The 21443-nt window shown below is 62.4% G+C and carries 28 protein-coding genes; 24 read left to right on the forward strand and 4 right to left on the reverse strand.

Annotated elements, in window-relative coordinates:
* Positions 1–20 precede the first annotated feature (20 nt).
* The 10 genes from QUS11_00735 to QUS11_00780 all read left to right on the forward strand — a co-directional run bounded on the left by QUS11_00735 (position 21) and on the right by QUS11_00780 (position 6519).
* Entirely contained in the window at positions 21–803 is a 783-nt protein-coding gene (locus QUS11_00735) for a nucleotidyltransferase domain-containing protein (protein MDM7991820.1), read from the forward strand.
* A 400-nt stretch (positions 804–1203) separates the two neighbouring features.
* Positions 1204–1446, forward strand: coding sequence for a ribbon-helix-helix domain-containing protein (locus QUS11_00740; protein MDM7991821.1), 243 nt, complete (start codon positions 1204–1206; stop codon positions 1444–1446).
* A complete protein-coding gene (locus tag QUS11_00745) occupies positions 1431–1769 on the forward strand; it encodes a type II toxin-antitoxin system PemK/MazF family toxin (protein ID MDM7991822.1) in 339 nt (112 codons plus the stop codon). Before QUS11_00740 ends, QUS11_00745 begins: the two co-directional genes overlap by 16 nt.
* 129 nt (positions 1770–1898) lie before the next feature.
* A complete protein-coding gene (locus QUS11_00750) occupies positions 1899–2258 on the forward strand; it encodes a hypothetical protein (protein ID MDM7991823.1) in 360 nt (119 codons plus the stop codon).
* Positions 2259–2342: 84 nt separating this feature from the next.
* The gene (locus QUS11_00755; GenBank protein MDM7991824.1) at positions 2343–2792 is read left to right on the forward strand and encodes a DUF3795 domain-containing protein; all 450 of its coding nucleotides are present in this window, start codon (positions 2343–2345) and stop codon (positions 2790–2792) included.
* Between the two features lie 114 nt (positions 2793–2906).
* The gene (locus tag QUS11_00760; GenBank protein MDM7991825.1) at positions 2907–3377 is read left to right on the forward strand and encodes a hypothetical protein; all 471 of its coding nucleotides are present in this window, start codon (positions 2907–2909) and stop codon (positions 3375–3377) included.
* Positions 3378–3383: 6 nt separating this feature from the next.
* Positions 3384–3911, forward strand: a complete 528-nt coding sequence (locus QUS11_00765) for an O-acetyl-ADP-ribose deacetylase (GenBank protein MDM7991826.1) — start codon at positions 3384–3386, stop codon at positions 3909–3911.
* Positions 3912–3980: 69 nt separating this feature from the next.
* A complete protein-coding gene (locus tag QUS11_00770; GenBank protein MDM7991827.1) occupies positions 3981–4712 on the forward strand; it encodes an SDR family NAD(P)-dependent oxidoreductase in 732 nt (243 codons plus the stop codon).
* 159 nt (positions 4713–4871) lie between these two features.
* On the forward strand, positions 4872–5240 hold the full coding sequence (locus QUS11_00775; GenBank protein ID MDM7991828.1) for a hypothetical protein: 369 nt from the start codon (positions 4872–4874) through the stop codon (positions 5238–5240).
* 373 nt (positions 5241–5613) lie between these two features.
* Positions 5614–6519, forward strand: a complete 906-nt coding sequence (locus tag QUS11_00780) for a cation diffusion facilitator family transporter (GenBank protein MDM7991829.1) — start codon at positions 5614–5616, stop codon at positions 6517–6519.
* A gap of 90 nt (positions 6520–6609) precedes the next feature.
* On the opposite strand, the gene QUS11_00785 is transcribed toward QUS11_00780, so the two are convergent.
* Positions 6610–7413: a 4Fe-4S binding protein gene (locus QUS11_00785; GenBank protein ID MDM7991830.1), complete on the reverse strand. Its 804-nt coding sequence runs from the start codon at positions 7411–7413 to the stop codon at positions 6610–6612.
* 565 nt (positions 7414–7978) lie between these two features.
* Here QUS11_00785 and QUS11_00790 point away from each other — a divergent pair.
* The 4 genes from QUS11_00790 (at position 7979) to QUS11_00805 (ending at position 9569) form a co-directional block, all read left to right on the forward strand.
* A complete protein-coding gene (locus QUS11_00790; protein ID MDM7991831.1) occupies positions 7979–8431 on the forward strand; it encodes a DUF3788 domain-containing protein in 453 nt (150 codons plus the stop codon).
* 22 nt (positions 8432–8453) lie between these two features.
* Positions 8454–8654 carry a DUF3795 domain-containing protein gene (locus QUS11_00795; GenBank protein MDM7991832.1) on the forward strand — a complete coding sequence of 67 codons (201 nt, stop codon included), beginning with the start codon at positions 8454–8456 and terminating at the stop codon, positions 8652–8654.
* Positions 8655–8678: 24 nt separating this feature from the next.
* Positions 8679–9002, forward strand: coding sequence for a hypothetical protein (locus QUS11_00800; GenBank protein MDM7991833.1), 324 nt, complete (start codon positions 8679–8681; stop codon positions 9000–9002).
* A 72-nt stretch (positions 9003–9074) separates the two neighbouring features.
* Positions 9075–9569: a TspO/MBR family protein gene (locus tag QUS11_00805; GenBank protein MDM7991834.1), complete on the forward strand. Its 495-nt coding sequence runs from the start codon at positions 9075–9077 to the stop codon at positions 9567–9569.
* A 220-nt stretch (positions 9570–9789) separates the two neighbouring features.
* Here QUS11_00805 and QUS11_00810 read toward each other — a convergent pair whose 3' ends face one another.
* Positions 9790–9987: a hypothetical protein gene (locus QUS11_00810; GenBank protein ID MDM7991835.1), complete on the reverse strand. Its 198-nt coding sequence runs from the start codon at positions 9985–9987 to the stop codon at positions 9790–9792.
* A gap of 465 nt (positions 9988–10452) precedes the next feature.
* Here QUS11_00810 and QUS11_00815 point away from each other — a divergent pair, with 465 nt between their 5' ends.
* The 8 genes from QUS11_00815 (at position 10453) to QUS11_00850 (ending at position 16223) form a co-directional block, all read left to right on the forward strand.
* The gene (locus QUS11_00815; protein MDM7991836.1) at positions 10453–11232 is read left to right on the forward strand and encodes a radical SAM protein; all 780 of its coding nucleotides are present in this window, start codon (positions 10453–10455) and stop codon (positions 11230–11232) included.
* Between the two features lie 288 nt (positions 11233–11520).
* Positions 11521–11724, forward strand: coding sequence for a dodecin family protein (locus QUS11_00820; GenBank protein ID MDM7991837.1), 204 nt, complete (start codon positions 11521–11523; stop codon positions 11722–11724).
* A gap of 110 nt (positions 11725–11834) precedes the next feature.
* A complete protein-coding gene (locus QUS11_00825; protein MDM7991838.1) occupies positions 11835–12368 on the forward strand; it encodes a DUF1648 domain-containing protein in 534 nt (177 codons plus the stop codon).
* A gap of 4 nt (positions 12369–12372) precedes the next feature.
* Positions 12373–12771: a pyridoxamine 5'-phosphate oxidase family protein gene (locus tag QUS11_00830; protein ID MDM7991839.1), complete on the forward strand. Its 399-nt coding sequence runs from the start codon at positions 12373–12375 to the stop codon at positions 12769–12771.
* Positions 12772–12843: 72 nt separating this feature from the next.
* A complete protein-coding gene (locus QUS11_00835; protein MDM7991840.1) occupies positions 12844–13527 on the forward strand; it encodes a hypothetical protein in 684 nt (227 codons plus the stop codon).
* A gap of 113 nt (positions 13528–13640) precedes the next feature.
* On the forward strand, positions 13641–14033 hold the full coding sequence (locus QUS11_00840; protein ID MDM7991841.1) for a cupin domain-containing protein: 393 nt from the start codon (positions 13641–13643) through the stop codon (positions 14031–14033).
* A gap of 244 nt (positions 14034–14277) precedes the next feature.
* A complete protein-coding gene (locus QUS11_00845) occupies positions 14278–15246 on the forward strand; it encodes a GNAT family N-acetyltransferase (protein MDM7991842.1) in 969 nt (322 codons plus the stop codon).
* Positions 15243–16223 carry a 4Fe-4S double cluster binding domain-containing protein gene (locus QUS11_00850; GenBank protein ID MDM7991843.1) on the forward strand — a complete coding sequence of 327 codons (981 nt, stop codon included), beginning with the start codon at positions 15243–15245 and terminating at the stop codon, positions 16221–16223. The genes QUS11_00845 and QUS11_00850 overlap by 4 nt, the downstream gene beginning before the upstream one ends.
* A 288-nt stretch (positions 16224–16511) precedes the next feature.
* Here QUS11_00850 and QUS11_00855 read toward each other — a convergent pair whose 3' ends face one another.
* A complete protein-coding gene (locus QUS11_00855) occupies positions 16512–18764 on the reverse strand; it encodes a C25 family cysteine peptidase (GenBank protein MDM7991844.1) in 2253 nt (750 codons plus the stop codon).
* Between the two features lie 302 nt (positions 18765–19066).
* Here QUS11_00855 and QUS11_00860 point away from each other — a divergent pair, with 302 nt between their 5' ends.
* Both QUS11_00860 and QUS11_00865 read left to right on the forward strand, forming a co-directional pair.
* Positions 19067–19465: a hypothetical protein gene (locus QUS11_00860; GenBank protein MDM7991845.1), complete on the forward strand. Its 399-nt coding sequence runs from the start codon at positions 19067–19069 to the stop codon at positions 19463–19465.
* Positions 19466–19499: 34 nt separating this feature from the next.
* Positions 19500–19913: a hypothetical protein gene (locus QUS11_00865; protein ID MDM7991846.1), complete on the forward strand. Its 414-nt coding sequence runs from the start codon at positions 19500–19502 to the stop codon at positions 19911–19913.
* Between the two features lie 57 nt (positions 19914–19970).
* Here QUS11_00865 and QUS11_00870 read toward each other — a convergent pair whose 3' ends face one another.
* Positions 19971–21305: a hypothetical protein gene (locus QUS11_00870; protein MDM7991847.1), complete on the reverse strand. Its 1335-nt coding sequence runs from the start codon at positions 21303–21305 to the stop codon at positions 19971–19973.
* Between the last annotated feature and the right edge of the window lie 138 nt (positions 21306–21443).

The raw sequence follows: 21443 nt of genomic DNA on the forward strand, positions 1-21443 counted from the left end.
ACACATTCCTGGAGACAGACGTGGATAGGCTGGAGCCGACCTTCGAGGAGTTCCTGGGCGACCTCCGGCGCACCCTCGGCGAAAACCTCGCCGATATCGTGATCCATGGTTCCTACGCCTTGGGCGACTTCCGGCCCGGATTCGGCGATCTCGATTACATGGTCGTTACGCACGTCGACCTCGAGGAACGGACCAACGAGCGCATCTTCGCCATGCACGACCGCTATCGCAGCGAGAAGCGGATGCTTCTCCACCAGCTCGAGGGAACCTTCTTTCCGGCCCGCATCGCTCAACAGCCCGGGGCGGCGTTCGTCGGCTGCTACATCGGCACGACACGACGGGGTTGGCGCACGATCACGACCCTTCCCAGCAGCTTCATCGATCTGGCGGTTGCCCGGCGGTATGGTCGACATCTTCTCGAGCCACCCGTGCCCATCTACTGTCCCACTGCCGATGAGATCCTGGAGGAGCAGAAGAACGACCAGCGGAAGCTCTTGGCGGCGATGAACCCAGACAGCCGACCGGATTTCGGTCTATGGATTTCCGCGATTCACTGGTCAGCGAGGACGATCTACTACCTGGACGCCGCGGAGATCACATCGAAGGGCAAGGCATGCCTACGCTGTCGCGACAATCCCGGGCTGCATGACTACGCTGAGCTGTTTCGAACGGCCGAGGACCGGCGCTATCCTTACGGAGACGAGCCTCTGGCAAGGCGACAGATCGAAGGATGCCGGCGACTTCTCGAGCACATCGGGCAAAGACTGGCGCGCGAGCAGGTTCGAGGTAGTGAGGAGCGGTGAGTCGCATGAATCATGTCGCTCGAGCAAAACACACGACCTTCAAGCCCAGATCAGCGTCGGGCCGATGCTGGGAGACTGCCACTTCCCACGACCGCTGTTCTCGGCACTGCAGATCTTCCAATATGAAGAACCCGGATGCCTAGGATCGTCAGAGACCGGTCAGGAATCGCCTTCGACATACAGGGCTGCCCGAACCGATGCCGGCGCTCCTGCAGGACAGAAGATCTACTCGACCGAAGCGGATCTGCTGTCGCTGTACAGGGGGAAGCACTGCGAATGAGAATGGAACCGAAGACAACCAGACCCTGCACGGAAACTCGGGGCCGCGCACCCGTGAGGGGCAGCGCCGGCAGTTGACGCCCCCCGAGGTATGACTGATGGTAATACCGGAGGTGAGGCTGTGGGAACGGCGAAGATAGCCATCAGTCTCGATGAAGCGATGCTGAAGCATCTCGACGAGCTCGTGTCGGAGTCCCGGTATCCCAGCCGGAGTCGAGCCATCCAGAAGGCGATACAGGCCCTTCTGGAACGAACATCCGGCTCCCGTCTGGCCAGGGAGTGCTCGAAGCTCGATCCCGGGGAGGAGATGGCTGTCGCCGAGGAGGGCATTAGCAGCGAGATCGGATCATGGCCGGAATACTGAGGGGCGATGTAGTCTGGGCGGATCTGAACCCGACCATGGGGCATGAGCAATCTGGACGGAGGCCGGTCCTGATCCTCAGCCGCGATGTCTTCAACGACCGGTCGGGAACCGTGATCGCCGTTGCCGTCACGAGTCAGGAACCGCGGGCAGGCTTCCCTCTGACCTTCTGTCTGGACACCGAGGAACTCCCGAAGAGATCCTGGGTCAGGATCGGTCAGATCAGAACACTGTCGGTCCAGCGAATGGGAGAGAAGATCACGAGGATCTCGCCCGAGAATCTGGAGCGTGTCATTGCCGGGCTGAACGAGATCATCGGGGGTTGATGGCGGCATGAAGCAGTCTCTGAGATTGAACTGCTTTCCCTTTCTGAGTCGCGCCGATGGATAACATCCGATCTGAAGCCGGCAGGCCGCTGCCCGGCGGACCGTGACCGCAGAGAATGAGCGGGTGAGATGGATCCGAAGCTGAAGGGGATTCTCCGGCACATCGCTGGGTGCTGCGTGTGCAGTATTCTGGTGTTCGGGATCGTCTATGCGGCCGTACTGGTTCGCTTCACTTCGGAATATGAGAGAGAGGGCGGGACGACCAGCCTCCTGTCCACGGCGGCGCAGAACATCCTCCGGGTGCTCGTCTTCCTGCCCGGACTCCTCGGGAACGGTGACTGCTTCGGTCAGCACTCGAACGACGTCTGGTCCTGGATCAACATACTGCTCGACGGGTGCGTGCTCTACATCATCTGGTCCGTCGTACGCGGCAGGCGAAGAAGGCGGGGCGATAGCAGCACCCGACAGGGCAGCGGTTCTCAGAGCTGACAAGCATCCTGCCTGGAGACTGGTATCCCGGCGCAGCCCCAGAGGACTCGTCGATTCATCCACGAGAGGAAACGAGGACGAGAGATGACGCAGATCGACAGAAAAGAGCTAACGGCTCCATGCGGGATCGACTGTTTCAACTGCCAGGTGCTCGAGTCCAACATCACGGAAGAGACCAGGAGGCGGATCGCAGAGAGGCGCGGGGTCGATCCTTCCCTGGTGTCCTGCAGGGGATGCAGGGTGCAGGGCGGATACTGCGTCCTGGTCGACTCGTGCGAGACTCTGGAGTGCGTCCGCTCGAAGGGGGTCTCGTTCTGCTTCGAGTGCGGCGAGTTCCCATGCCTGAAACTCGCCCCGGCCCAGGAGGGGGCTGCGGTGTTCCCGCACAACATGAAGGTCTTCAACCTATGCCGGATGAAGGCTGTCGGTGTCGGGAAGTGGGCGGAGGAAGAGGCATCGCGCATCCGCGACCTCTACTACACCGGGCGGTTCGTGCCGGGTTCCGGCCCTGTGGACAGGGAGCCCGGCAACTGAACCACCTCTGCAAGGCCGCTCGACCGGTTGATCCTCGAACCCTACGCTACTGGAAGAGGATCGAAGGGGAGGCCTGACCGAAGAATGACGGGCTGAGGAGCACGATATCCGATCATGGCCTACTACAGGGATCTCAGCAGGTTCCGATACGAATCCGGGCTGCTTCACGGCGGCCTCAGCGTCGGCTGGCTGACATGGTGGCTGCCTTACCGCAGAGGGAGGGCTCCGGAAGGATTCCCCGCTGCGCTCCTGGATCTGTGCATGGGACCGAAGGCGGTGCAGCATCGAGGACTGCACTACTGCCCGTTCTGCTTCCGATGGAGACAGGGCTCTCCGATACGGCTGAGGCATGACGGCAGGGAGGCCCTTCTCGGGGGTTCGATCGTCGCCGTCCGTCACCCGGATGGTACGATCTTCGCCGCTCCGGACCTGATCTGCCACTATGTCGAGATCCACCGATACCTTCCCCCTGCGAAGTTCATCGAAGCCGTGCTCGATTGGAAGAAAGGGCTCGAGGCTGTCGAGGCTCCCGCAGGCTCGACCCCGAATCTACGGGGGCGGGAGGATCGCCCCGGAGCCAGGTAGGAGCCGATGCCCGAATTGCTGAGTATCTGCGAGGGCGATATCACGAAGCTGGCGGTCGATGCGATCGTCAACGCGGCCAACTGCTCGCTGCTGGGCGGGGGAGGCGTCGACGGGGCGATCCACCGGGCGGCCGGGCCGGATCTCCTGCGCGAATGCAGGCTGCTGGGCGGGTGCAGGGTGGGGCATGCGAAAATAACTTCCGGCTACAGGCTGCCCGCCCGGTACGTCATCCATACCGTGGGGCCGGTCTGGAAGGGCGGCGGGCACGGCGAACCCGGGCTGCTGGCGGAATGCTACCGGTCGAGCCTCGCACTGGCTGCCGGTCACGGGATCCGGACGATCGCGTTCCCGGCGATCAGTTGCGGGATATACGGCTACCCGATCGATCAGGCCTCGCGGATCGCGGTGCGGGAGGTCGACTCCTTCACCCGCGAGCCGGGCGGGTTCGATCAGGTGTTGTTCGTCTGCTTCGGGCCGGATGCGGCGGAAGCCTACCGGCTGGCGCTGGAGGAACTCCGTTTCGGGGCTCGCTGAGAGCGCGGGAACGGTACGTTCTGTCCGGCATGGATCAGGCGCTTCAGGGGTGAAGAGGAGGATGTGGAGATGGCGGTCGGGAACGGCAGAGTGGTGCTCATCACAGGAGCGAACAAGGGCCTGGGCAGGGAGATCGGGCGGCAGCTCGGCGCGCTCGGGTACACGGTGGTCCTCGGCGCGAGGGACGAGAAGGCAGGCGCAGCAGCCGCGGAGGAACTCAAGGCTGCAGGATACGATGCCCACACGGTCCGCCTCGACGTAACCAGCCCCGGCGACATCACCGGCCTTACGGGCTATCTCGGGAAGACGTTCGGAAAGCTCGACGTGCTCGTGAACAATGCCGGCATCGCCCTCGAGTGGGACGGGAAGCCGACGGATGTCGACAAGGTCCGCCGTACGCTCGAGGTCAACCTGGTCGCACCCTTCGCGGTCACCGAGGCCCTCGTTCCTCTGTTGTCGAAGAGCGACGACGCACGCGTGATCAACCAGTCGTCGATGCTCGGCTCGCTGGGATCCGGCGAGACGATGTGGGACCAGATCGGGTGCTTCATGACAGTGGGGTACTCCACCTCGAAGGCGGGGCTCGACATGCTCACGCTGATCCAGTCGAGGACCCTGGCGGGCAAGGGGATCGTGGTCGCCGCCTCCCATCCCGGGTGGGCGAAGACCGACCTCGGGTCCCAGGCGGCCCCGATGGAGGTCGACGAAGGTGCTCAAACCGCCGTCGAGCTCGTGACGATCGCCCGGGAGAAGTTCCCCAACGGCCAGCTCGTCCACAAGGGTGAGCGCGTGGCCTGGTAGGGTTACTCGCCCAGCGTGACAGCCCGTCGATCCGGAGCACGAATCCGACTGCCGGGTGACGGGATGCCCGCCATGGGTCCAGGCAGTATGTTCATAACTCTCCGATGTATCGGGGTATTCGGGAAACACGACTCTGGCGCCGACAAGGAGAAGGAGTCCATGAACGACGATCGACATGCACCGATCCGGACGATCCGCTGGACAGCCCGTATCCTGGCGGTGGCGTGCGTAGGGCTGATCCTGGCGTTCCTGGTCGGCGAGGGCTTCCGCCCATCCCTGATCCAGCCCGGAGAGTGGTTCGGACTGGTGTTCTTCCCCATCGGCATCTGCGCGGGGATGATCGTGGCCTGGTGGCGTGAGGGCCTCGGCGGGGCGATCACGGTCGGGAGCCTCGCGGCCTTCTACCTCGTCCATCTCGCTACGGCCGGCACGTTTCCGAGGGGATGGGCATTCCTCCTCTTCACCGTGCCGGGATTCCTGTTCCTCGCGAGCTGGATGCAGTCGCGCAGAGCCTGTACGTCCGCCTGATCCGATCCGGCAGGCGGCCGGTCGCGGGCGGAGAGAGCGGCTAGGCGAGAGGATGCCGCCTGGAAGCCGAAGGAGGCGCCCATCGCGAATGCATCCTGCGGTGAACGGCTGCTCCTGAGCCGCGTATTACTCCTTTTCCGATGAAGACTCGGTTGCATGAACCCCTCGCCCGGTTTCACCGGTCTGAAACAGGTCGGAAACGGGATCGCTCTTCCGGCGATCTGCTCCTTGACACGATTATATGACGCAGTGATGATGACCTCGACTAGCTAATGCAGACGATTCCAGGGGAAACTCAGACTCTGCACGATCGATACAGGGCAAGAGAAACGAAATGGGACACGGACACCACGGGCATGACCACCATCACCCTGTGAACTATGGCCGGGCGTTTGCCATCGGTATCATTCTGAACGTTGCGTTTGTCTTGGTGGAAGTGTTCTTTGGGCTTATGGCGGATTCTCTTGCGTTGCTGGCCGATGCAGGGCACAATTTGAGCGACGTGGTCGGTCTGGTAGTGGCCTGGGGCGCGAGTTGGCTCTCGCAATGGCATCCCACCGACAAATACACCTACGGCTTCCGCAGATCGTCGATACTGGCCGCCCTCATCAACGCCCTTCTTCTGATCGTAGCCATCGGCGGCATCGTCTGGGAAGCCATCGGTCGCCTCATGCATCCAGTCGCGGCCCATGCACCAACCATCATCTGGGTGGCCGCTGTCGGAGTCGGAATCAATGCAGCTACCGCGCTCCTGTTCATCGCGGGACGGAGATCGGATCTGAATATCCGCGGGGCTTACCTGCACATGGCCGCCGATGCGGCCATTTCGGCCGGGGTTGTAGTGGCTGGCATCCTGATCGCCCTCACGGGCATCCAGATACTCGACCCGGTGATAAGCATCGTCGTTGCCGCGATCATCTTCACTGGAACCTGGGGTCTTCTGCGGCAATCCATGAACCTGGCCATCGACGCGGTACCAGAGCAGATAGACGCGGATCAGGTAGCCCGTTTCCTCTCATCACTCCCTGCAGTCAAGAACGTTCATCATCTTCACATCTGGGGTTTGAGCACGACGGATGTAGCGCTGACTGCACACATGGTTCTTTCCCGCCCCGACAACAATGATGTGCTGCTGGCACAGATACGCGAAGAGCTTCACCATCGTTTCGACATCAACCACGCCACAGTTCAGTTTGAATCCTCGGAATCGGGAATATGCCTGACAAAGTGCTGCACCCTGCATTCCTGCCGCGGCGGCAAGGATGAAGGCGGGCGCTGATATTCCCGAAGCTTCGCGATTCGGAAACGACGGGATCGAGCAGTGTCATCACCGAGGATTAGCCCACCGATGGGTATCGCGCCCCACCTCTCAATCGGCTGACGATTCGACGTAATTGCTGATGGAGGGTGCTGCATTCTCCGGCACGCGGCAGTGCTCGAAGCAGATGCCGCAGCTGATGCACTTCGTGGTGTCGATGTAGATGTAGAAGTCCTCGTCCCAGTAGAGCGCATCCACGGGGCAGTGCGGGGTGCCGATCACGGCATGGCAGGTTGACGTTCCTCCGCTGTTGCAGTGCTGGCATCGTTCGAGATCGTTGACGTATCTGATCCTGTAGGCATCGGCCGTGCAGGCGACCTCCTCGGAGGGGGCGCCCGAGGCCGAGTAGGCGCGGATCGCGAAGTAGTACCAGGTGTCGTACTTCGTGTCGGTAATAGCGTTCACGGGGCAGACCAGCACGCACTGGCCGCAGGACGTGCACGAATCGGGGTTTATCACCGCGCGGCCGCCTGTCAGGGTCATCGCATTCTGGGGGCAGGCATCGACGCAGAGGCCGCAGCCGATGCAGGTGTTCTCGAAGACGACGGGATCGAGGGAGACCCAGCAGGTATCCTGACCGCCCGCCACGGTGTCGACCGGCACGGCGACGTCCCAGTTCGATTCGTCGATGCAGGCGGTCGAAACACGGACTTCGTAGTGATCGGCCTCATCGGAGGGAGTCCAGTGCAGGACGAAGACGGGATACTCGCCACTGTTCCAGGGATAGTACGAGCAGGGCGTGTATCCGGTGTCCACCAGGAGGGCAGACGTGAAATCAGGTGCTGGCCCGGAACCATCGTTTGCGCTGAGACAGGCGCAGGCACCGGCGAGGATCAGGAAAAATACGAGAGTCAACCGATGCATTGCTCCCCATCGAGGCCGGGACGAACGGGACCGTTCGGCTATCGGCGCAATCCGGATGCTTTGTGAGACTACGTGCTAAAACCATAGCCACAGGGGATGAGGGCAGCAAGGCTCCGGGTCGGACCGGGTCTGTTGCCGGGTGAGGGAGCAGTTGATTGCCGGCACGATTGTCGTCACACACGATGGACCTGCAGGCGGACTCGCCTGTTGCACGGACGGTCTGCGAGTCGCATAGTTTTCGGGAAATCGGACTGCATGACGGGCGAAGTGGCGCCATACCGCCCGCGATGGAGCAACCGTGCTCGCCTGCTGCGGTATCGACTGCGCCGCCTGCCGGATCCGCAGATGTGCAGTCGGGACAGGCGTACGGTACTGTGCCGCATGCACTGTTTCGAGTCCTGCGGGCTCATGGGCGACGTCCTTGCGGGGGACCCCGAAACTCGTTGCGACGAACCCGGGAAGCTGCGCAGAAGGCCCGCATGGCTCAGGGAGAGATGTCTGGAGCACATCGAGGATCGTGCAGCCCGTGCCGGCGAACAGCGCCGGGGAGGTAGAGATGACTGAGCAGAGCAAGTACATGACCGATCCGGAGGGGCCGCCTGATGAAACGCGGGTGGCGGAATGGGTCGGTCAGTCAGCATTCAGGTTCTGGAAGCGCATGGCCGGGCTGATCGAGGAGACCTGGCCGGGCGTTTTCGTACCGGAGTGGCTCTACGGCGGCAGGAAGCACGGATGGTCGCTCCGGTACAAGAAAAGCAGGTCATTCTGCACTTTCGTACCCGAAAAGGGCCGCTTCTCCATCCTCATCACCTTCGGAGCCGAACAGCGGGCCGGTGTAGAGACGACGAGGGGCGATCTATCACAGGAGACTCGGTCGGGCTACGACCAGGCGCCGGTCTTCACCGACGGGAAGTGGTTCCTCATGGCGATCGATTCGGACCGGGCGGTCGAGGATGCGGCGAGGCTCCTGTCCGTGAAGCGGAAGCCGGGCCACGCGAGAAGGTCATGAAGCAAGCCGGGAGATCCCGGGGATGAACCATCCGGAGATAGGCATCTGCGGCCTCTCGTGCCGCCTGTGCCCGCGGTTCCATACAGCAGGCACCAGCCGCTGCGAAGGATGCAGGGGCGGTAACCGGGTGGCGGCAGGCTGCCCCTTCATCACATGCGCAGTGAAGCGCAGGGGCATCGAGTTCTGCTGGGACTGCGGGGATGCCTGCACCTGCGAAAGATAGGCGAACCACCGGGCCGCCGGGCGGGTGCGCGATTCGTTCACCTGCTATGCCTCGCTCGAGGCTAACATCTCGAAGGTCGCCCGCGACGGGTTCGAGTCGTTCCTCGAAGAACAGAGCCTCCGCGGCAGCCTCCTCGACGAGATGCTCGACCGGTTCGACGAGGGTCGTTCGAAGTCGTACTACTGCATCGCCGCGACCCTCCTCGATCCTTCGGAACTGCGCGCCGCAATCGATAAGGCTTCTGATTCGTACGGCACCTGCGACGTGCGCGAGAGGGCGAAGGCCCTTCACACACTCCTCGACGAGGCTGCCTGCAGGCGATCCTTGAGGCTCGCACTGCGCAGGTGAAGCTCCGAGAGCATCGATCGGGCCGGATGCAGGCTTGAATTGGTGAGTCGGGTCGAAGACAGGGAGGGAATCATGGCTCGGTCTGGGACCAGGCAGATCGCAGGGCTCGTGTTCTGGCTCGCCGTCTCGTTCGCTGCCGCCGCGATCGGGGGAGTCGCCACCATGAGCGCCGGCCCATTCTACTCGCAGCTCGTCCGTCCCGGGTGGGCGCCGCCTGGATGGCTTTTCGGCCCCGTCTGGACAGTCCTCTTCTCGATGATGGGCGTATCCGCATGGCTCGTCTGGCGGGTCGGAGGCTTCCGCGGCGCGAAGCCCGCTATCGTCCTGTTCCTGGTTCAGCTCGCCTTCAATGCCCTGTGGAGCTGGCTCTTCTTCAAATGGCAGCTGGGCGCCGCCTCATTCGTCGAGATCGTCCTGCTGTGGGCGCTCATCCTGGCAACGATCGCCGCATTCCGGCGTATCAGGCCAACCGCTGCGGCGCTCCTCATCCCGTACCTGCTGTGGGTCACCTTCGCGTCCGCGCTCACCTTCAGCGTGTGGAGGATGAATCCGCAGTTACTCGGATGATGGGATGATCCGATCAGGATGACAGCCCGCCCATCCGCACCACGGCCGCGGAACCGACTGGGAATCGTTATGATCGGTTCGATGGAAACGCTGTCTTCCGGACGGCGCTGACAACGGAGCGGCAGAGGCCGGACCGTCCCGGCAGGATGGATAGCGTGAGCACCACATCCGCTCCCATGGCTGCTGAGGATCGCGAGGCCGTCATCGATATCTTCAACCACTACATCGAGAACAGCTTCGCGGCGTATCCCGGGAAGAGGCTTCCCTGCGAAGCCTTCGGCATGCTCCTGAACATGTGCCAGGGGTATCCCTGCTCCACGGCCAGAACGGAGACGGGCGAAGTAGTGGGATTCGGGATGCTTCGCCCGTACAGCCCGATTTCCTCCTTCGCCTCGACCGCCGAAGTCTCGTACTTCATCAAGCCGGGCTTTACGGGCAGAGGCATCGGCAAATCGCTGCTGGAGCATCTGATCGAAGGCGCAGGGGCTAAGGGGATCACCAGCATTCTCGCGGGCATCTGCTCGCTGAACAGGGCAGCATCAGGTTCCACGCGAGGAACGGTTTCGTGGAGTGCGGAAGGTTTGCCGGGATCGGTTTCGAAAACGGGCAGCGGTTCGACGTCGTCTATTTCCAGAGGATTCTGCAAGACCCGAAGGCGGGATAGCGCCAGGGCACGGGATCGATCCGGATCCGGGGTCAGGCTACTCGATCCGGGGTCAGGCTACTCGACGGGTAGCGTCAGGATCAACGAAAAACCTAGATCTGCGAGGGCAGGTCTGTTTGACGGGTTTTCCAATAGGCAGTCTGTCAAGAACTTACGAAGTGCAGTCTTCTTCACGGGATAACCTGTAAAATGACTATGACTGCAAGATGAAGAAGGATAATGGATTGCAGGGGCACTCCAGCTAGTAGTCTGACCCCGGTCATACGGGAGATCCGGTCGAAGACCATCCTCTCGAAGTCGCAGGTATACCCATACGCGCTGAATCCGTACGTCGGCTGCATGCACGCCTGCACCTACTGCTACGCCAGGTTCATGAAGCGCGTGACCGGGCACACCGAGCCCTGGGGCATGTTCGTCGACGTGAAGGTGAACGCGGCGGAACTCCTCGAGGTCGAAGCGGTCCGGAAGAGGAGGGACAGGGTCTGGGTGAGCGGCGTCTGCGATCCCTACCAGCCGCTGGAGGAGCGATACGTGCTCACCAGGCGCTGTCTGGAGATCTTCTCGAGACACTGCTGGCCGGTTACGGTGCAGACCCGGTCGCCGCTGGTGCTGCGGGACCTGGACATCATCGCCTCCGCGCGGGACTTCGAGGTGGGCTTCTCGGTCACCACATCGGACGATTCCGTCCTCAAGCTCTTCGAGCCGGGCGCCCCGCCGGTGGGGGAGAGGATCGCCGCCCTCGACAAACTCCATCGGGCCGGCGTGAGGACTTTCGCGATGATCGCCCCGATGCTCCCTGGTTCGGATGCACTCGCTGACGCGCTTGCCGGGAAGGTCGACTCGATCCTGGCAGATTCGATGAACTACGGTTATGCCGCAGCGGTGTACCGCAGGCACGGCCTGGAGCGGGCGATGACGGGTGAGTTCTTCCACGAGACAAGGATGCACCTCGCCGAGGGTTGCGAACGGCACGGGATCCCATTCCGGTCGCTCTGCTGAATTGGGGTCAGGCTACTTTTGCGTTAACAGATGAACGGCGCAGGAATACTCATCAGGCTGAGCACAGGTTGCCGTCAGGTTGAGCATCCGCTTCTGTATCTGGCTGTTGCGGGATTGATGTGCTTCTGAAAACACTGATTCGGACAGTATCCGTGAACAGCACTTTTCTATCGAGGATAACCTGTAAAATGTCTATAGCTGTATCCATAAGTTGTTGAATGAAATGCAGGGCTGGTTTCGGGAGTAGTCTGACCCCATTATGTTCTCGGTACTCGGAAGGAGGGTGAGATGTCCATCGCAAAGGTCACGGAAGTCATCGCCTCGTCGGAGAAGAGCTTCGAGGACGCGATCGCGCAGGGTATAGCAAGGGCCAACAAGACTCTCGAGAATGTGAGCGGAGCCTGGGTGAAGAGCCAGCAGGTCGAGGTCGAAGAAGGAAGGATCACGGCCTACAAGGTGACGCTCAAGATCGTCTTCGTGCTGAACGACTAGCAGGACGCCGGTCAACCGATGGAGGATCGCCGGACGGGACGATCGATGCGCTGATTCCCTCTATGACCCGTCGGGGATGCTGATGTGCAGCCTCAAATCGGAGTGACGACTTGAAACAGCCTGTGAGCCTCCTCTTCGTGCTGCTCTGCGTCACATGCGTCTTCCACGCTCTCCATTACCTCCCGCTGCTGCCCGAACGATCCGCCACACATTTCGGCATCTCAGGCGCTCCTGACTGCTGGGGAGGGAAATCGGAACTCGTCATCACATACCTTGGTACTGTCGCGCTGATGGCCGCGATTTTCCTGGCCATCCCCCTCGCAATGCACAGGTTGCCCGATGCCATGATAAACCTGCCTGGAAAAGCCTACTGGCTGGCACCGGAAAGGCGGGAGGAGACGCTGGAGTGGCTCTCGACGAGCATGATGCTGCTCGGGTGCGCCACACTCGTGCTGATGATGGACATCTTCCACCAGACCTTCATGGTGAACCTCGGTGAGACGTCCGGTCTCCCTCATCCCTTTTTGAGCATGGGTGTGTTCTTCGGCGTCGTGGTCATCTGGTGCGCCATCATCCTGATCAGGTTCCGCAGGGTGCAGCCGCCACCACCGGGCGGGGAGAGCCGCTCTCGATCATGGAGGTGACCGAGTGAAGAGAGTGTTCGAGTTCCTGAGGAGCAGCCGTGTCTTCTATCTCGCGACCGTGGATGGCGATCAACCGAGGGTCAGACCTCTTGGCTTCCACATGGAGTTCGAGGGAAGGCTCTACCTAGGCGTCGGTACTCACAAGAACGTATATCGGCAGGTCCGGGAGAACCCGAAGATTGAACTCTGCGCGGTCGGCGGCATGGGCGAGTGGATGAGGATTACCGCAACCGCCGTCATCGACCAGAGGCAGGAGGTCGTCGATTACTCGCTCGAATCGATGCCCAGCCTGCGGGAGATCTACAACGAGAAGACAGGCTACACGATCGGAACCTTCTTCCTGAAGAACGCCGAGGCCGTCTTTTACGACATGAAGGGCGGCTGCGAGAAGGTATCGTTCTGATCCGGGCTGGAGAGTAACGGCACGCCACCGGACTGTGACCGGGTGGCTGCCTCCCCAGATTAGGAGGTGCCCTTGCTCGATGTGATCCCTTCCTCTACGAGAGCGGCCGGCATCTGGTCGGCGGTGCTGGCGACATTCTTCAGCATCTTCTACGACGTGGCGCAGATCGCGGAATGGCTCGGGCTGATGGGTTCGGGCGGTGGAGCCGACAATCCCAGCACTCCTTTCGGGCTCTTCGTGCTTCTCACCCCCTCGCTCCTGCTCGGTTCGTCCTTCCTCATGATGATGGCCAGCATCCACCAAGCCACGCCGAACGACCGGAAGGTGTGGAGCCAGGCCGCACTTGCCTTCGCGACGGTCTACACCGTCCTGATCAGCATCAACTACTACGTGCAGCTCACATGGGTCGGCCCAAGGCTCGCTGCAGGCAGGATGGCGGGCATGGAGGTGTTCCTGTTCACCCCGTTCGACTCGTTCCTGTATGCCGTGGACATACTGGGGTACAGCTTCATGAGCCTCTCCACGCTGTGCGCGGCATTCACGCTTGAAGGGAGTGGACTCGCTAGGGCTGCAAGGGTTTTCCTCATTGCGAACGGTCTACTGATCCCGTTCATTGCCCTGCAGATGTACGTCCACTGGCTGATCTGGATCGCTGCGCTGTGGGCTGTGACGTTCCCCGGCTCTACATGGTGCATGGCTCTCCTGTTCAAGAGAGCAAGGGTCGACGGATCGGCAGTGACCACCGTGGCTGCCTGATGTATTCCGGGATGCACCCGCGAATTTGGAATCCGTTGCGCGGGAGGGTAGTCTAGACCGGAGGTCGGAGCGATCCTGACCGGACTGTCTGGATAGGAACCGAGGGAGGAATGATGAAGGGATTCGTGCAGGACATCGAGAAAATGGCAGTCGCCAACAGCGACTTCAGACGAGTGCTCTACACCTCCGGGCATTGCCAGCTCGTGCTCATGTCGATCGTGCCGGGCGGCGAGATCGGCATGGAAGTGCATCATCTCGACCAGTTCTTCCGTGTGGAGGAGGGGAGCGGAGAAGCTATCCTCGATGGTGTGAGAACGCCGATAGGAGCCGGTTATGCCGTGCTTGTCCCGTCCGGGGCCGATCACAACATAGTCAACACAGGGAGCGTGCCGCTGAAGCTCTACACGCTCTACGCCCCGCCCAACCACCGCGACGGCGTGATCCACCGCACGCGCGAGGAGGCCGAGGCAGACAGCGAGGAGTTCGACGGCACGACGACCGAGTGACCCGGCAGCCCGGTGGAGGATGCCTGCCCGGCGATCAGCGGCATTAAAGGGAAACGGGGTCTTGCTGCTCGTGGAATGCCGTAAGGACTGGCATCAGTGATCCTTTCGGCGCCTGATCCGGATGAAGGGATAATCACGGATGCCGAAGGATGAAGCGTCCATGAAAAGCACTCTTCTTCAGGAGATATCCCGTGGAATGACTGTTGTTGTATATAAATGGCAGGCATGATGTTGCAGGGCCGTTGTGAAGGGTAGCCCGACCCAGTTCATAATTAGGCCGTTCGACAGGGCGACTGACATGCCGGCGTTCGTCAGGCTGCGCCGCGAGGTCGAAGAGGTCGATCGTTCCGGCAACGATGTCAGCGAGCAGGCCGCCTTGTCGACGCTGGCATGGCCCGGTCACGATCCGGCGCGTGACAGGTGGACGGCCTGGATCGAGGCTGATCCGGAGAACATGGCCGGGTACGCTTTCACGTGGGCGCAGTCGCCGGAGCGATCCATCGTCTATTCGGCAGTCAGGCCCGATCTGCGGAGGCGAGGGATCGGGAGCAGGCTTCTGGAGGCCGTAATCATGCGGTCTGTCGAAGCTGGATCTACCCATGCCACATCTGCGGTAGACGCCTCGAACGAGACGGGTGGCTCGTTTCTGTCGGGACGGGGTTTCACACCGGCCGGAGAGAACAGGATCATGAAGGCCGGCGCGGATGTGGACTCACCCGAACCGGTCTGGCCTGCCGGATACACCGCGAGGGACTTCGCCTCTGTGAGCGATCTGCACATGCTCGCCGAGGCGCTCAACGGCAGTTACGGCGATATGTGGGGGCATACCGAGAACTCCCCCGGGATCGTGGATGCCGGATACCTCGAAAGAGAGATCGAAACCCGCCCGGAACTCCACGATCCCCATGGAGTCTTCATGGTTTTCGGACCGGAGGGGGATGTGGCGGGGGTCGTCGCCGCCTTCCGGAGACCGGCTGGACCGGGTCGGGAGCCCGACCTCGTGATCGACTCCCCTGGCGTCCTGCCTCGCCACCGCAGCCTCGGGCTCCAGAAGCAGCTCACCCTGACCGCGATGAGGTGGCTCAGGAAGGGCAGCACGGCTCCGATTTCGCTCGAGACCTTCGGCGACAGCCCTGAGGCCTTCGGGATCTACGCCGGGCTGGGTTTCGAGATCGAGGCCCGCTTCATCGAGTACTGCAGGAAGCTGCCGTGAGAACGCTCAACGATGCGGTGACGCAGACCAGACTATGCGACTTCATCCGTGAGGGAGAACTGGCTATGACCATGCAGGATGACGTGATCAACCGGCTCGAAGCGCTGGGATACCGGGCCGGGATGGTTCCCGTTGCCCGCCTGGCCGACCTGCAGAACAGCATCGACCGCTGGCGCATCGATGGGATCATCGGCAGCGACTTCTTCAGCGGGAACCTGTCAGGTTTCGTCTACTCGCCTCCCGGTGACCTGCCGGCGGCGAAATCGATAGTCATCGTCGCCATCCCCGACGATCCGGTGCACCTCTGGTTCGATCGCCAGGGAGCACGGACGATGGTGACCGTCCCCCCCCACTATCTGCACTGCATGCGGAAGGATCGGTCCGCCGGCGAGGCGCTGTCTTCGATACTCGGGCCTTCGGGCTTCCGCGCGTCCAGGGCCCGCCTGCCCGTGAAGCTCCTGGCCGTCTCGTGCGGCCTGGCCCGATATGGCAGGAACAACATCACCTACGTCGACGGAATGGGAAGCTACTACAGGCTGGCGGCCTTCTTCACCGACCTCGAATGCTCGAGCCACGTTTGGACCGAGCCGGCCGCGATGGAGTCGTGCGCGTCCTGCAGAGCCTGCACCGAGGCCTGCCCCTCGGGCGCCATCGATCCGGGGCGATTCCTGGTGAGGGCCGAGAGGTGCATCACCCTCTGGAACGAAATGCCGGGTGGAGTTCCGTTCCCGGAATGGCTTGACTCTTCCTGGCACAACTGCCTGGTTGGCTGCATGCGTTGCCAGGCCATCTGTCCGGCGAACGAAGGGAACGACCGGGTAGTGGATGGAGCAGTGTTCTCGGAGGAGGAGACCGAGATGCTGCTCGGAGGCACCCCCCGCGGTGACCTGCCGCAGCCTCTGATGGAAAAGCTCGAGGAATGGGACCTGCTGGAATCCCTGGATATGCTGCCCAGGAATCTCACTCCGCTGCTCTGACCTGATGGGGTCAGGCTACTATTGCGTTAACAGACGGATTTGTCTGAATCGGTCCATTCTCTCATGGAGACGGGAAGCAGATGTATTCGAGTTGCCTGCCCGATGGGCATCCCTGGTTGTTCTCGACCACTCCCGGGTTTAGGCGATCCCACGGATGCTGAGATGATTATCGTTCTTGAACAGCACTTTTCATCACGCGATAACCTGTAAAATGACTATCAATGTAACAATATGGCAGACAACATATTGAAGGGCCGGTTTCGACGGTAGTCTGACCCCGGTCACCGGTCAGGGGAGCAGGACCAGCCTCCGCGAGAGCGAGGCCGAGGCCGTCTCCAGCCTGCAGAAGTAGACTCCCGCGGGCACGCTTCCACCACCCTGCCCGGAACAGCCCCAGACCACGGAATGATCCCCGGCCGCGAGCACGTCATCCACAGGGGTGGCCACGACCCTGCCCGCCATGTCGTACACCGAGACTACGGTCCTGCCGGCCTCCGGGAGCGTGAAGCCGATCGACAGGACGCCGGAGCACGGGACCGGGCTCATAGAGAGAGACGCCCGCGGTACGTCCCATTCCTGGTCGCCTATCCCAACCAGCCCGTCGGAGAGGTAGGGGTGCAGGTTCTGGCCGGTGGCGGTGACGCAGACGGAACTGCCGGGAGTGTATGAGGGGATGTCGAACGTGACGTTCCCCGAAGCGTCGGAGTAGAACGACTCCATCCATGAACCGGAAACCGTATCCTGGATCATCACGGCCACCAGCACACCCGCCGCGGGCTCGCCCCCGACAGTCACCGGGAAGGTCTGCGTGCCCGGAAGGATGGAGTCGGGGTGGTTGCATACGATCTGGGGCAGCGGTGAGGATACGTTGTAGATGTCCAGCTCCGGGCAGCCGAAGACCATGTGCATGTGGTTGTTCGAGTTGCCGCTGGCCCCATAGTAGCTGTAGACCCCGGCCTTGCCCCAGTCCGTGATCGCACCCATGTGGCTCATACCGTTCACGAACCGGCCCTCGAAGATCCACTTGCCGAGAGAGTCGGCCGGGCCGATCGGGCTGCCCGTGGTGGGGCTCATCACGCCGATGGCCCCCTTGGTCTCGATTGCGTCGCCCGCCCCCATCAGCGCTTCGCTGAAGCAGTACTCGCCGTCGAACTCGCCCGTGTTGCATGCGACGAGCACCCACCAGCCCAGGCGCCGTCCGTTCATCAGGGCTTCCACGTCCGAGTTGGTGAATCCCGGGGGTACGATCGTAGTCAGGTTTCCGTGGCCGCAGATGCCGAACATCGAACAGCCCTCGTTCAGGCTCTCCGCGAGACCGGGAATCGTGGGAGGGATCCCGCCCGTGTCGCAGAACCAGGTCACATCCATCCCGGCATACTCCATGAACTCGACGTACTCGTAGGAGTTGTCGGCGAACTGCACGTGGCCGACGCTGATGCCGCTCTGGAACCAGCTGGTGGATGGCTCGTAGGGGTCCATCTCGTGGCTCGCTATCTTCCAGGTCTCGTACGCCAGGTCATCCGAGTCGCTCCCGGAGAGCCGCCCGACATGGATCGACGGCACCGATCCCGACCCCACGACGCCGTAGATGTTGTCCGCAGCGAACGAGCCGCCGTACCAGGGCGGCGGGACGACATATCCGTCGCCGACGATGAGGATGTACTCGGGAGGGTTGGGCCAGGTGGCGTAGGCATTCTCGATCCATGCGTCGATCGCCTCGGGCGTCGAACCGATCTCGGGGACCGTGGCCGTGAAGACCTCGAATCCCTTCCTGTACTTCCAGTCGATCAGGGCGCCTGCGAGATCGAGGCCCTCCCCGGAGGAGATGAAGAGGTAGCTGCCGTCGATGATGTCCGCGCCCTCCCTCTCGGGGAAGCCCAGCACCTCGTCGTACAGAGGGAGGAAGCTCCGTGTCAGACCGGTGAACGGCCTGGGCAGCTCGTTCTCACCCCTGCCGTCCCCCGCGTGGATGCGCACCGTGACCTCGGTGTTGAGCGTCGCCTCGCCTGTAGACGGATCCCATGAGACGGGGTAGTAGCAGATCCAGGCGACTCTGATGTCGCGCAGGACACACACGGATTCGACGATCACCGGAGAAGCCGGGTAGAGCCCGCTCCCGGTGTAGAACTCCTCGCTGATGCGGAAGGGAGGTGTCTCGCCGTCGTGCGCAGGGAACGGCTGGAGGGGTGGGATCCTGAGAACTCCGAGCCTGGAGGTCTCCTGCTCGAGCAGGTCGACCCTGACATCCCCCGTGGAGGGCACCCTGACCATCCTGCGGATCACCGGGAGGTCGGGATAGCCCTCTATACCCGAAATGCCCCCGTCCGGGATGCTGAACAGCGTACCGCAGCCGAATCCCTCGATCGAAACGTCCTCGGAATCGAGCGCGTCCAGAGCGAACCTGATCACCGTGTCCCCTCCTCCCTCGGAGAGGACCTCCACCTGTCCGACCGGCGCCGGGCTCTCGTAGACGCGGTCCAGGCCGCCCGAAGCAGTGCCGGTGCAGACGGAGACAACGAGAAGGAGATCAAGGGCGTTCATCGACATCCTCCAGTCATACCCGGTGAATACTCATGATGGAACATAGGGGCGAAACCGCATCACAGGTAATCCGCCCGGTTCCCCTGCCGGGGCAGTCGACCTCTGTCCGGGCCGTGAACCGATGCTTGAGCCGGGGCTGCGACGCTGGTCCCCTCGCGCTTGACGGGGAGCTGGAGCGCCATGATGATGCGTGCGAGCGGAATCCGGCTGATGGAAGCCGGATGCGCAAGGATCGCCGGGCGGAGTCCGCGGCGGCTGCCCGTCAGCTGGCAGGCCGGGCACGGTTCGAGCAGGAGGGTCTGATGAACAGGGTCGTGGCGAGGTATTCGGACGGACACATCCTGAAGGGCGAGACATCGGACTTCCTGCCCAACAAGGAATCGTTCCACGTCATCCCATCCTCCCGGCCGGGGGAGAAGGGCCCGCTCACGGTGAAGATCAGCGAGCTGAAGGCCGTGTTCTTCGTGAAGGACCTCGAGGGCGACCCTCGCCACATGGAGCGTAAATCCTTCGATCCCGCGCATCCCCCGGTAGGGCGGAAGATCAGGGTCGTGTTCAGGGACGGCGAGGTGCTGCTGGGAACCACGCAGGGCTACCAGCCCGGCAGGCCCGGCTTCTTCATGATCCCCGCCGACGAGGCGTCCAACATCGAGCGGTGCTACGTCGTGTCGGCATCGGCGAGCAGCATAGACTTCGTCTGATGACCGGCACCTCCTGCAGGCTTCCGGGGGAGCCATGACAGCGTCGATCCTTACGGCACTGCTGGCACTGGATGCGGTTTCCGCGCAGGTCCCCGTGATCGACCCATGCATCTCCTCGGTTGCGAGCGGCGGATTCTGGGAGTCGGACGGAGTCAGGGGGCATTACCGTGTCGTGGTCGAGAACTCGGGGTTCGAGGTCGTCGAGTCCATCCTGTACCTGCAGTGGCTGGCCGACGCAACCGAGGACTCCGGCCCCCGCATCGTGCTCTCCGAACCCGTGTCCGGGATCGGATCGGACGAACCCCTCTCCATCGGCACTCCCGTGTTCGAGTTCGACGGCGGGACCGCCATCGTCCTAGAAGCGACCGACCCGCACACGCTCGCTGCCTCGACGTTCCGGATCATCCCCGGGAAGCCGGGCGAATACACGGTCTTGCGGGCCGACTGACCTGTCTGGCTGCGATTCAGGAGAACAACCGGGACATTGCCGCGAAGGGAAGCCTGCTCATAGCATGGGCAGAGCTGCGGGCCTCGACAGGCCGTCGTCTCCGGTGCGGTAGAGTTCGATCCAGCCGTGAAGGGGACCCATCAGCTCATAGTTCACTATGTCGTAGGGGCTGCAGTCCACCAGGATCCAGGGTCCGCGCGTCTCGATCACATCCAGCACGGTGTTCACCGGAAGCAGGGAGATCGCCGGGGCATCGGAGTCCGGCGAGTCGTGGAGCTGCACGCCGTCCAGGTCGATTACAGTCAGCCTGTCGGGAGGGTCGTCGGAGAGAAAAGCGTAGATGAACGACCCGCCCCAGCCCGTCGGCCTCGGTGCGGATTCCGAAGTCCGCCACTCCCTCACGCTGTCCGCAATCACCGCGTACATGTCGCCGAGGCCGGGGAACAGCCCCCGCCAGCCCTCCGGGACGGCGGAGGGCTCGAAGTCGGAGAAGCTCCACTGGAAACCGCCCCCGAGGCGGGTTCCCGCCAGCCGGGAGAGTCTGGTGGCTGCGAAGGAATGGTGCCCCGCCATCTCCGGAAGAGGTTCGAAGGCACCCGGAGAGAGTGCGACCGATTCCGGGAGCATGGAACCGGCGATGAACGTCACTTCTCCAGGGCCCGCGGGTCCGGAAGGAACCACCGTCACCCTGCCGCTTCCGATGGATCCGGTCCACGTCGACCCGGTCTGCAACGGATAACAGAGGATGGACATCGTCGAATCGTAGTCCGTCGTCATGCGCCCCGTCACGTGGTATTCGACGAGCACGGTGTCGTCCTCCCCGAAACCGGCCGACCAGGCTGCGTTCAGCGCCTGACTCCGGATTCCCGGCAGCGTCGTGAGCCATGTTCCGAAAGAGCCGGTCACCTCTCCCTGGGGGGGGATCCTGGTGGCATAGAAAGGCTCTCCCGGATCGGGCTCGTCCGGAAGGAGGGGCCTCGTCATCTCCCGGGCCGACTCCCAGCACGAGAGCGACGGCTCCTTGGAAGTACCCCACTCGCAGACGAACATCGGGAACACCTCGGCCTCGATGCCGTCGACCGTAACGTCCACCCTTTCCAGCAGGGCATCCGGTTTCGTGGAGCTGTAGAGCATGCCTACGAAGGGCGTGATGATGTCCACCGGGAAGTACATGAAAACGGTGCCCTCGTCGGATGGCGAGTGCAGGAGGAAGCAGCCCGTGATCTCGTATGAGTGCCGGTCCACGCTGATGAGGACATCCTGGGCCAGCATCCTCACGTCCGGCCCCGAATCGGAGAGCACCGACGGACCGCGGACCACGGAGCCGAGGATGCCGGCGTCACCGAGAGCGACGACGGGGAGCAGGAGCGTCGCGAGTAGGCAACTGCGCATGGTACCCCTCCTGTCAGTGCATTCATATCATGCAGACGGTCGTACCTGCTGGAAACCACCGTGGCGGACATGTTCGACGAACGGTAAAGAACAGTCGACGGACGCGGAATTCACGGATAACCTGTATGGAGAGATGTA

The organism is Candidatus Fermentibacter sp., assembly GCA_030373045.1.
Taxonomy (GTDB): Bacteria; Fermentibacterota; Fermentibacteria; order Fermentibacterales; family Fermentibacteraceae; genus Fermentibacter.

What these genes read in the sequence shown, in the direction of transcription:
- QUS11_00840 (MDM7991841.1), top strand. Translation starts at nt 13,641, where the DNA reads ATGAAGGGATTCGTGCAGGACATCGAGAAAATGGCAGTCGCCAACAGC.
- QUS11_00760 (MDM7991825.1), top strand. Translation starts at nt 2,907, where the DNA reads ATGGCCTACTACAGGGATCTCAGCAGGTTCCGATACGAATCCGGGCTG.
- QUS11_00810 (MDM7991835.1), bottom strand. Translation starts at nt 9,987, where the DNA reads ATGAAGTACGAGACTTCGGCGGTCGAGGCGAAGGAGGAAATCGGGCTG.
- QUS11_00790 (MDM7991831.1), top strand. Translation starts at nt 7,979, where the DNA reads ATGACTGAGCAGAGCAAGTACATGACCGATCCGGAGGGGCCGCCTGAT.
- QUS11_00770 (MDM7991827.1), top strand. Translation starts at nt 3,981, where the DNA reads ATGGCGGTCGGGAACGGCAGAGTGGTGCTCATCACAGGAGCGAACAAG.
- QUS11_00775 (MDM7991828.1), top strand. Translation starts at nt 4,872, where the DNA reads ATGAACGACGATCGACATGCACCGATCCGGACGATCCGCTGGACAGCC.
- QUS11_00745 (MDM7991822.1), top strand. Translation starts at nt 1,431, where the DNA reads ATGGCCGGAATACTGAGGGGCGATGTAGTCTGGGCGGATCTGAACCCG.
- QUS11_00820 (MDM7991837.1), top strand. Translation starts at nt 11,521, where the DNA reads ATGTCCATCGCAAAGGTCACGGAAGTCATCGCCTCGTCGGAGAAGAGC.
- QUS11_00855 (MDM7991844.1), bottom strand. Translation starts at nt 18,764, where the DNA reads ATGAACGCCCTTGATCTCCTTCTCGTTGTCTCCGTCTGCACCGGCACT.
- QUS11_00870 (MDM7991847.1), bottom strand. Translation starts at nt 21,305, where the DNA reads ATGCGCAGTTGCCTACTCGCGACGCTCCTGCTCCCCGTCGTCGCTCTC.
- QUS11_00805 (MDM7991834.1), top strand. Translation starts at nt 9,075, where the DNA reads ATGGCTCGGTCTGGGACCAGGCAGATCGCAGGGCTCGTGTTCTGGCTC.
- QUS11_00750 (MDM7991823.1), top strand. Translation starts at nt 1,899, where the DNA reads ATGGATCCGAAGCTGAAGGGGATTCTCCGGCACATCGCTGGGTGCTGC.
- QUS11_00755 (MDM7991824.1), top strand. Translation starts at nt 2,343, where the DNA reads ATGACGCAGATCGACAGAAAAGAGCTAACGGCTCCATGCGGGATCGAC.
- QUS11_00860 (MDM7991845.1), top strand. Translation starts at nt 19,067, where the DNA reads ATGAACAGGGTCGTGGCGAGGTATTCGGACGGACACATCCTGAAGGGC.
- QUS11_00815 (MDM7991836.1), top strand. Translation starts at nt 10,453, where the DNA reads ATGGATTGCAGGGGCACTCCAGCTAGTAGTCTGACCCCGGTCATACGG.
- QUS11_00765 (MDM7991826.1), top strand. Translation starts at nt 3,384, where the DNA reads ATGCCCGAATTGCTGAGTATCTGCGAGGGCGATATCACGAAGCTGGCG.
- QUS11_00865 (MDM7991846.1), top strand. Translation starts at nt 19,500, where the DNA reads ATGACAGCGTCGATCCTTACGGCACTGCTGGCACTGGATGCGGTTTCC.
- QUS11_00795 (MDM7991832.1), top strand. Translation starts at nt 8,454, where the DNA reads ATGAACCATCCGGAGATAGGCATCTGCGGCCTCTCGTGCCGCCTGTGC.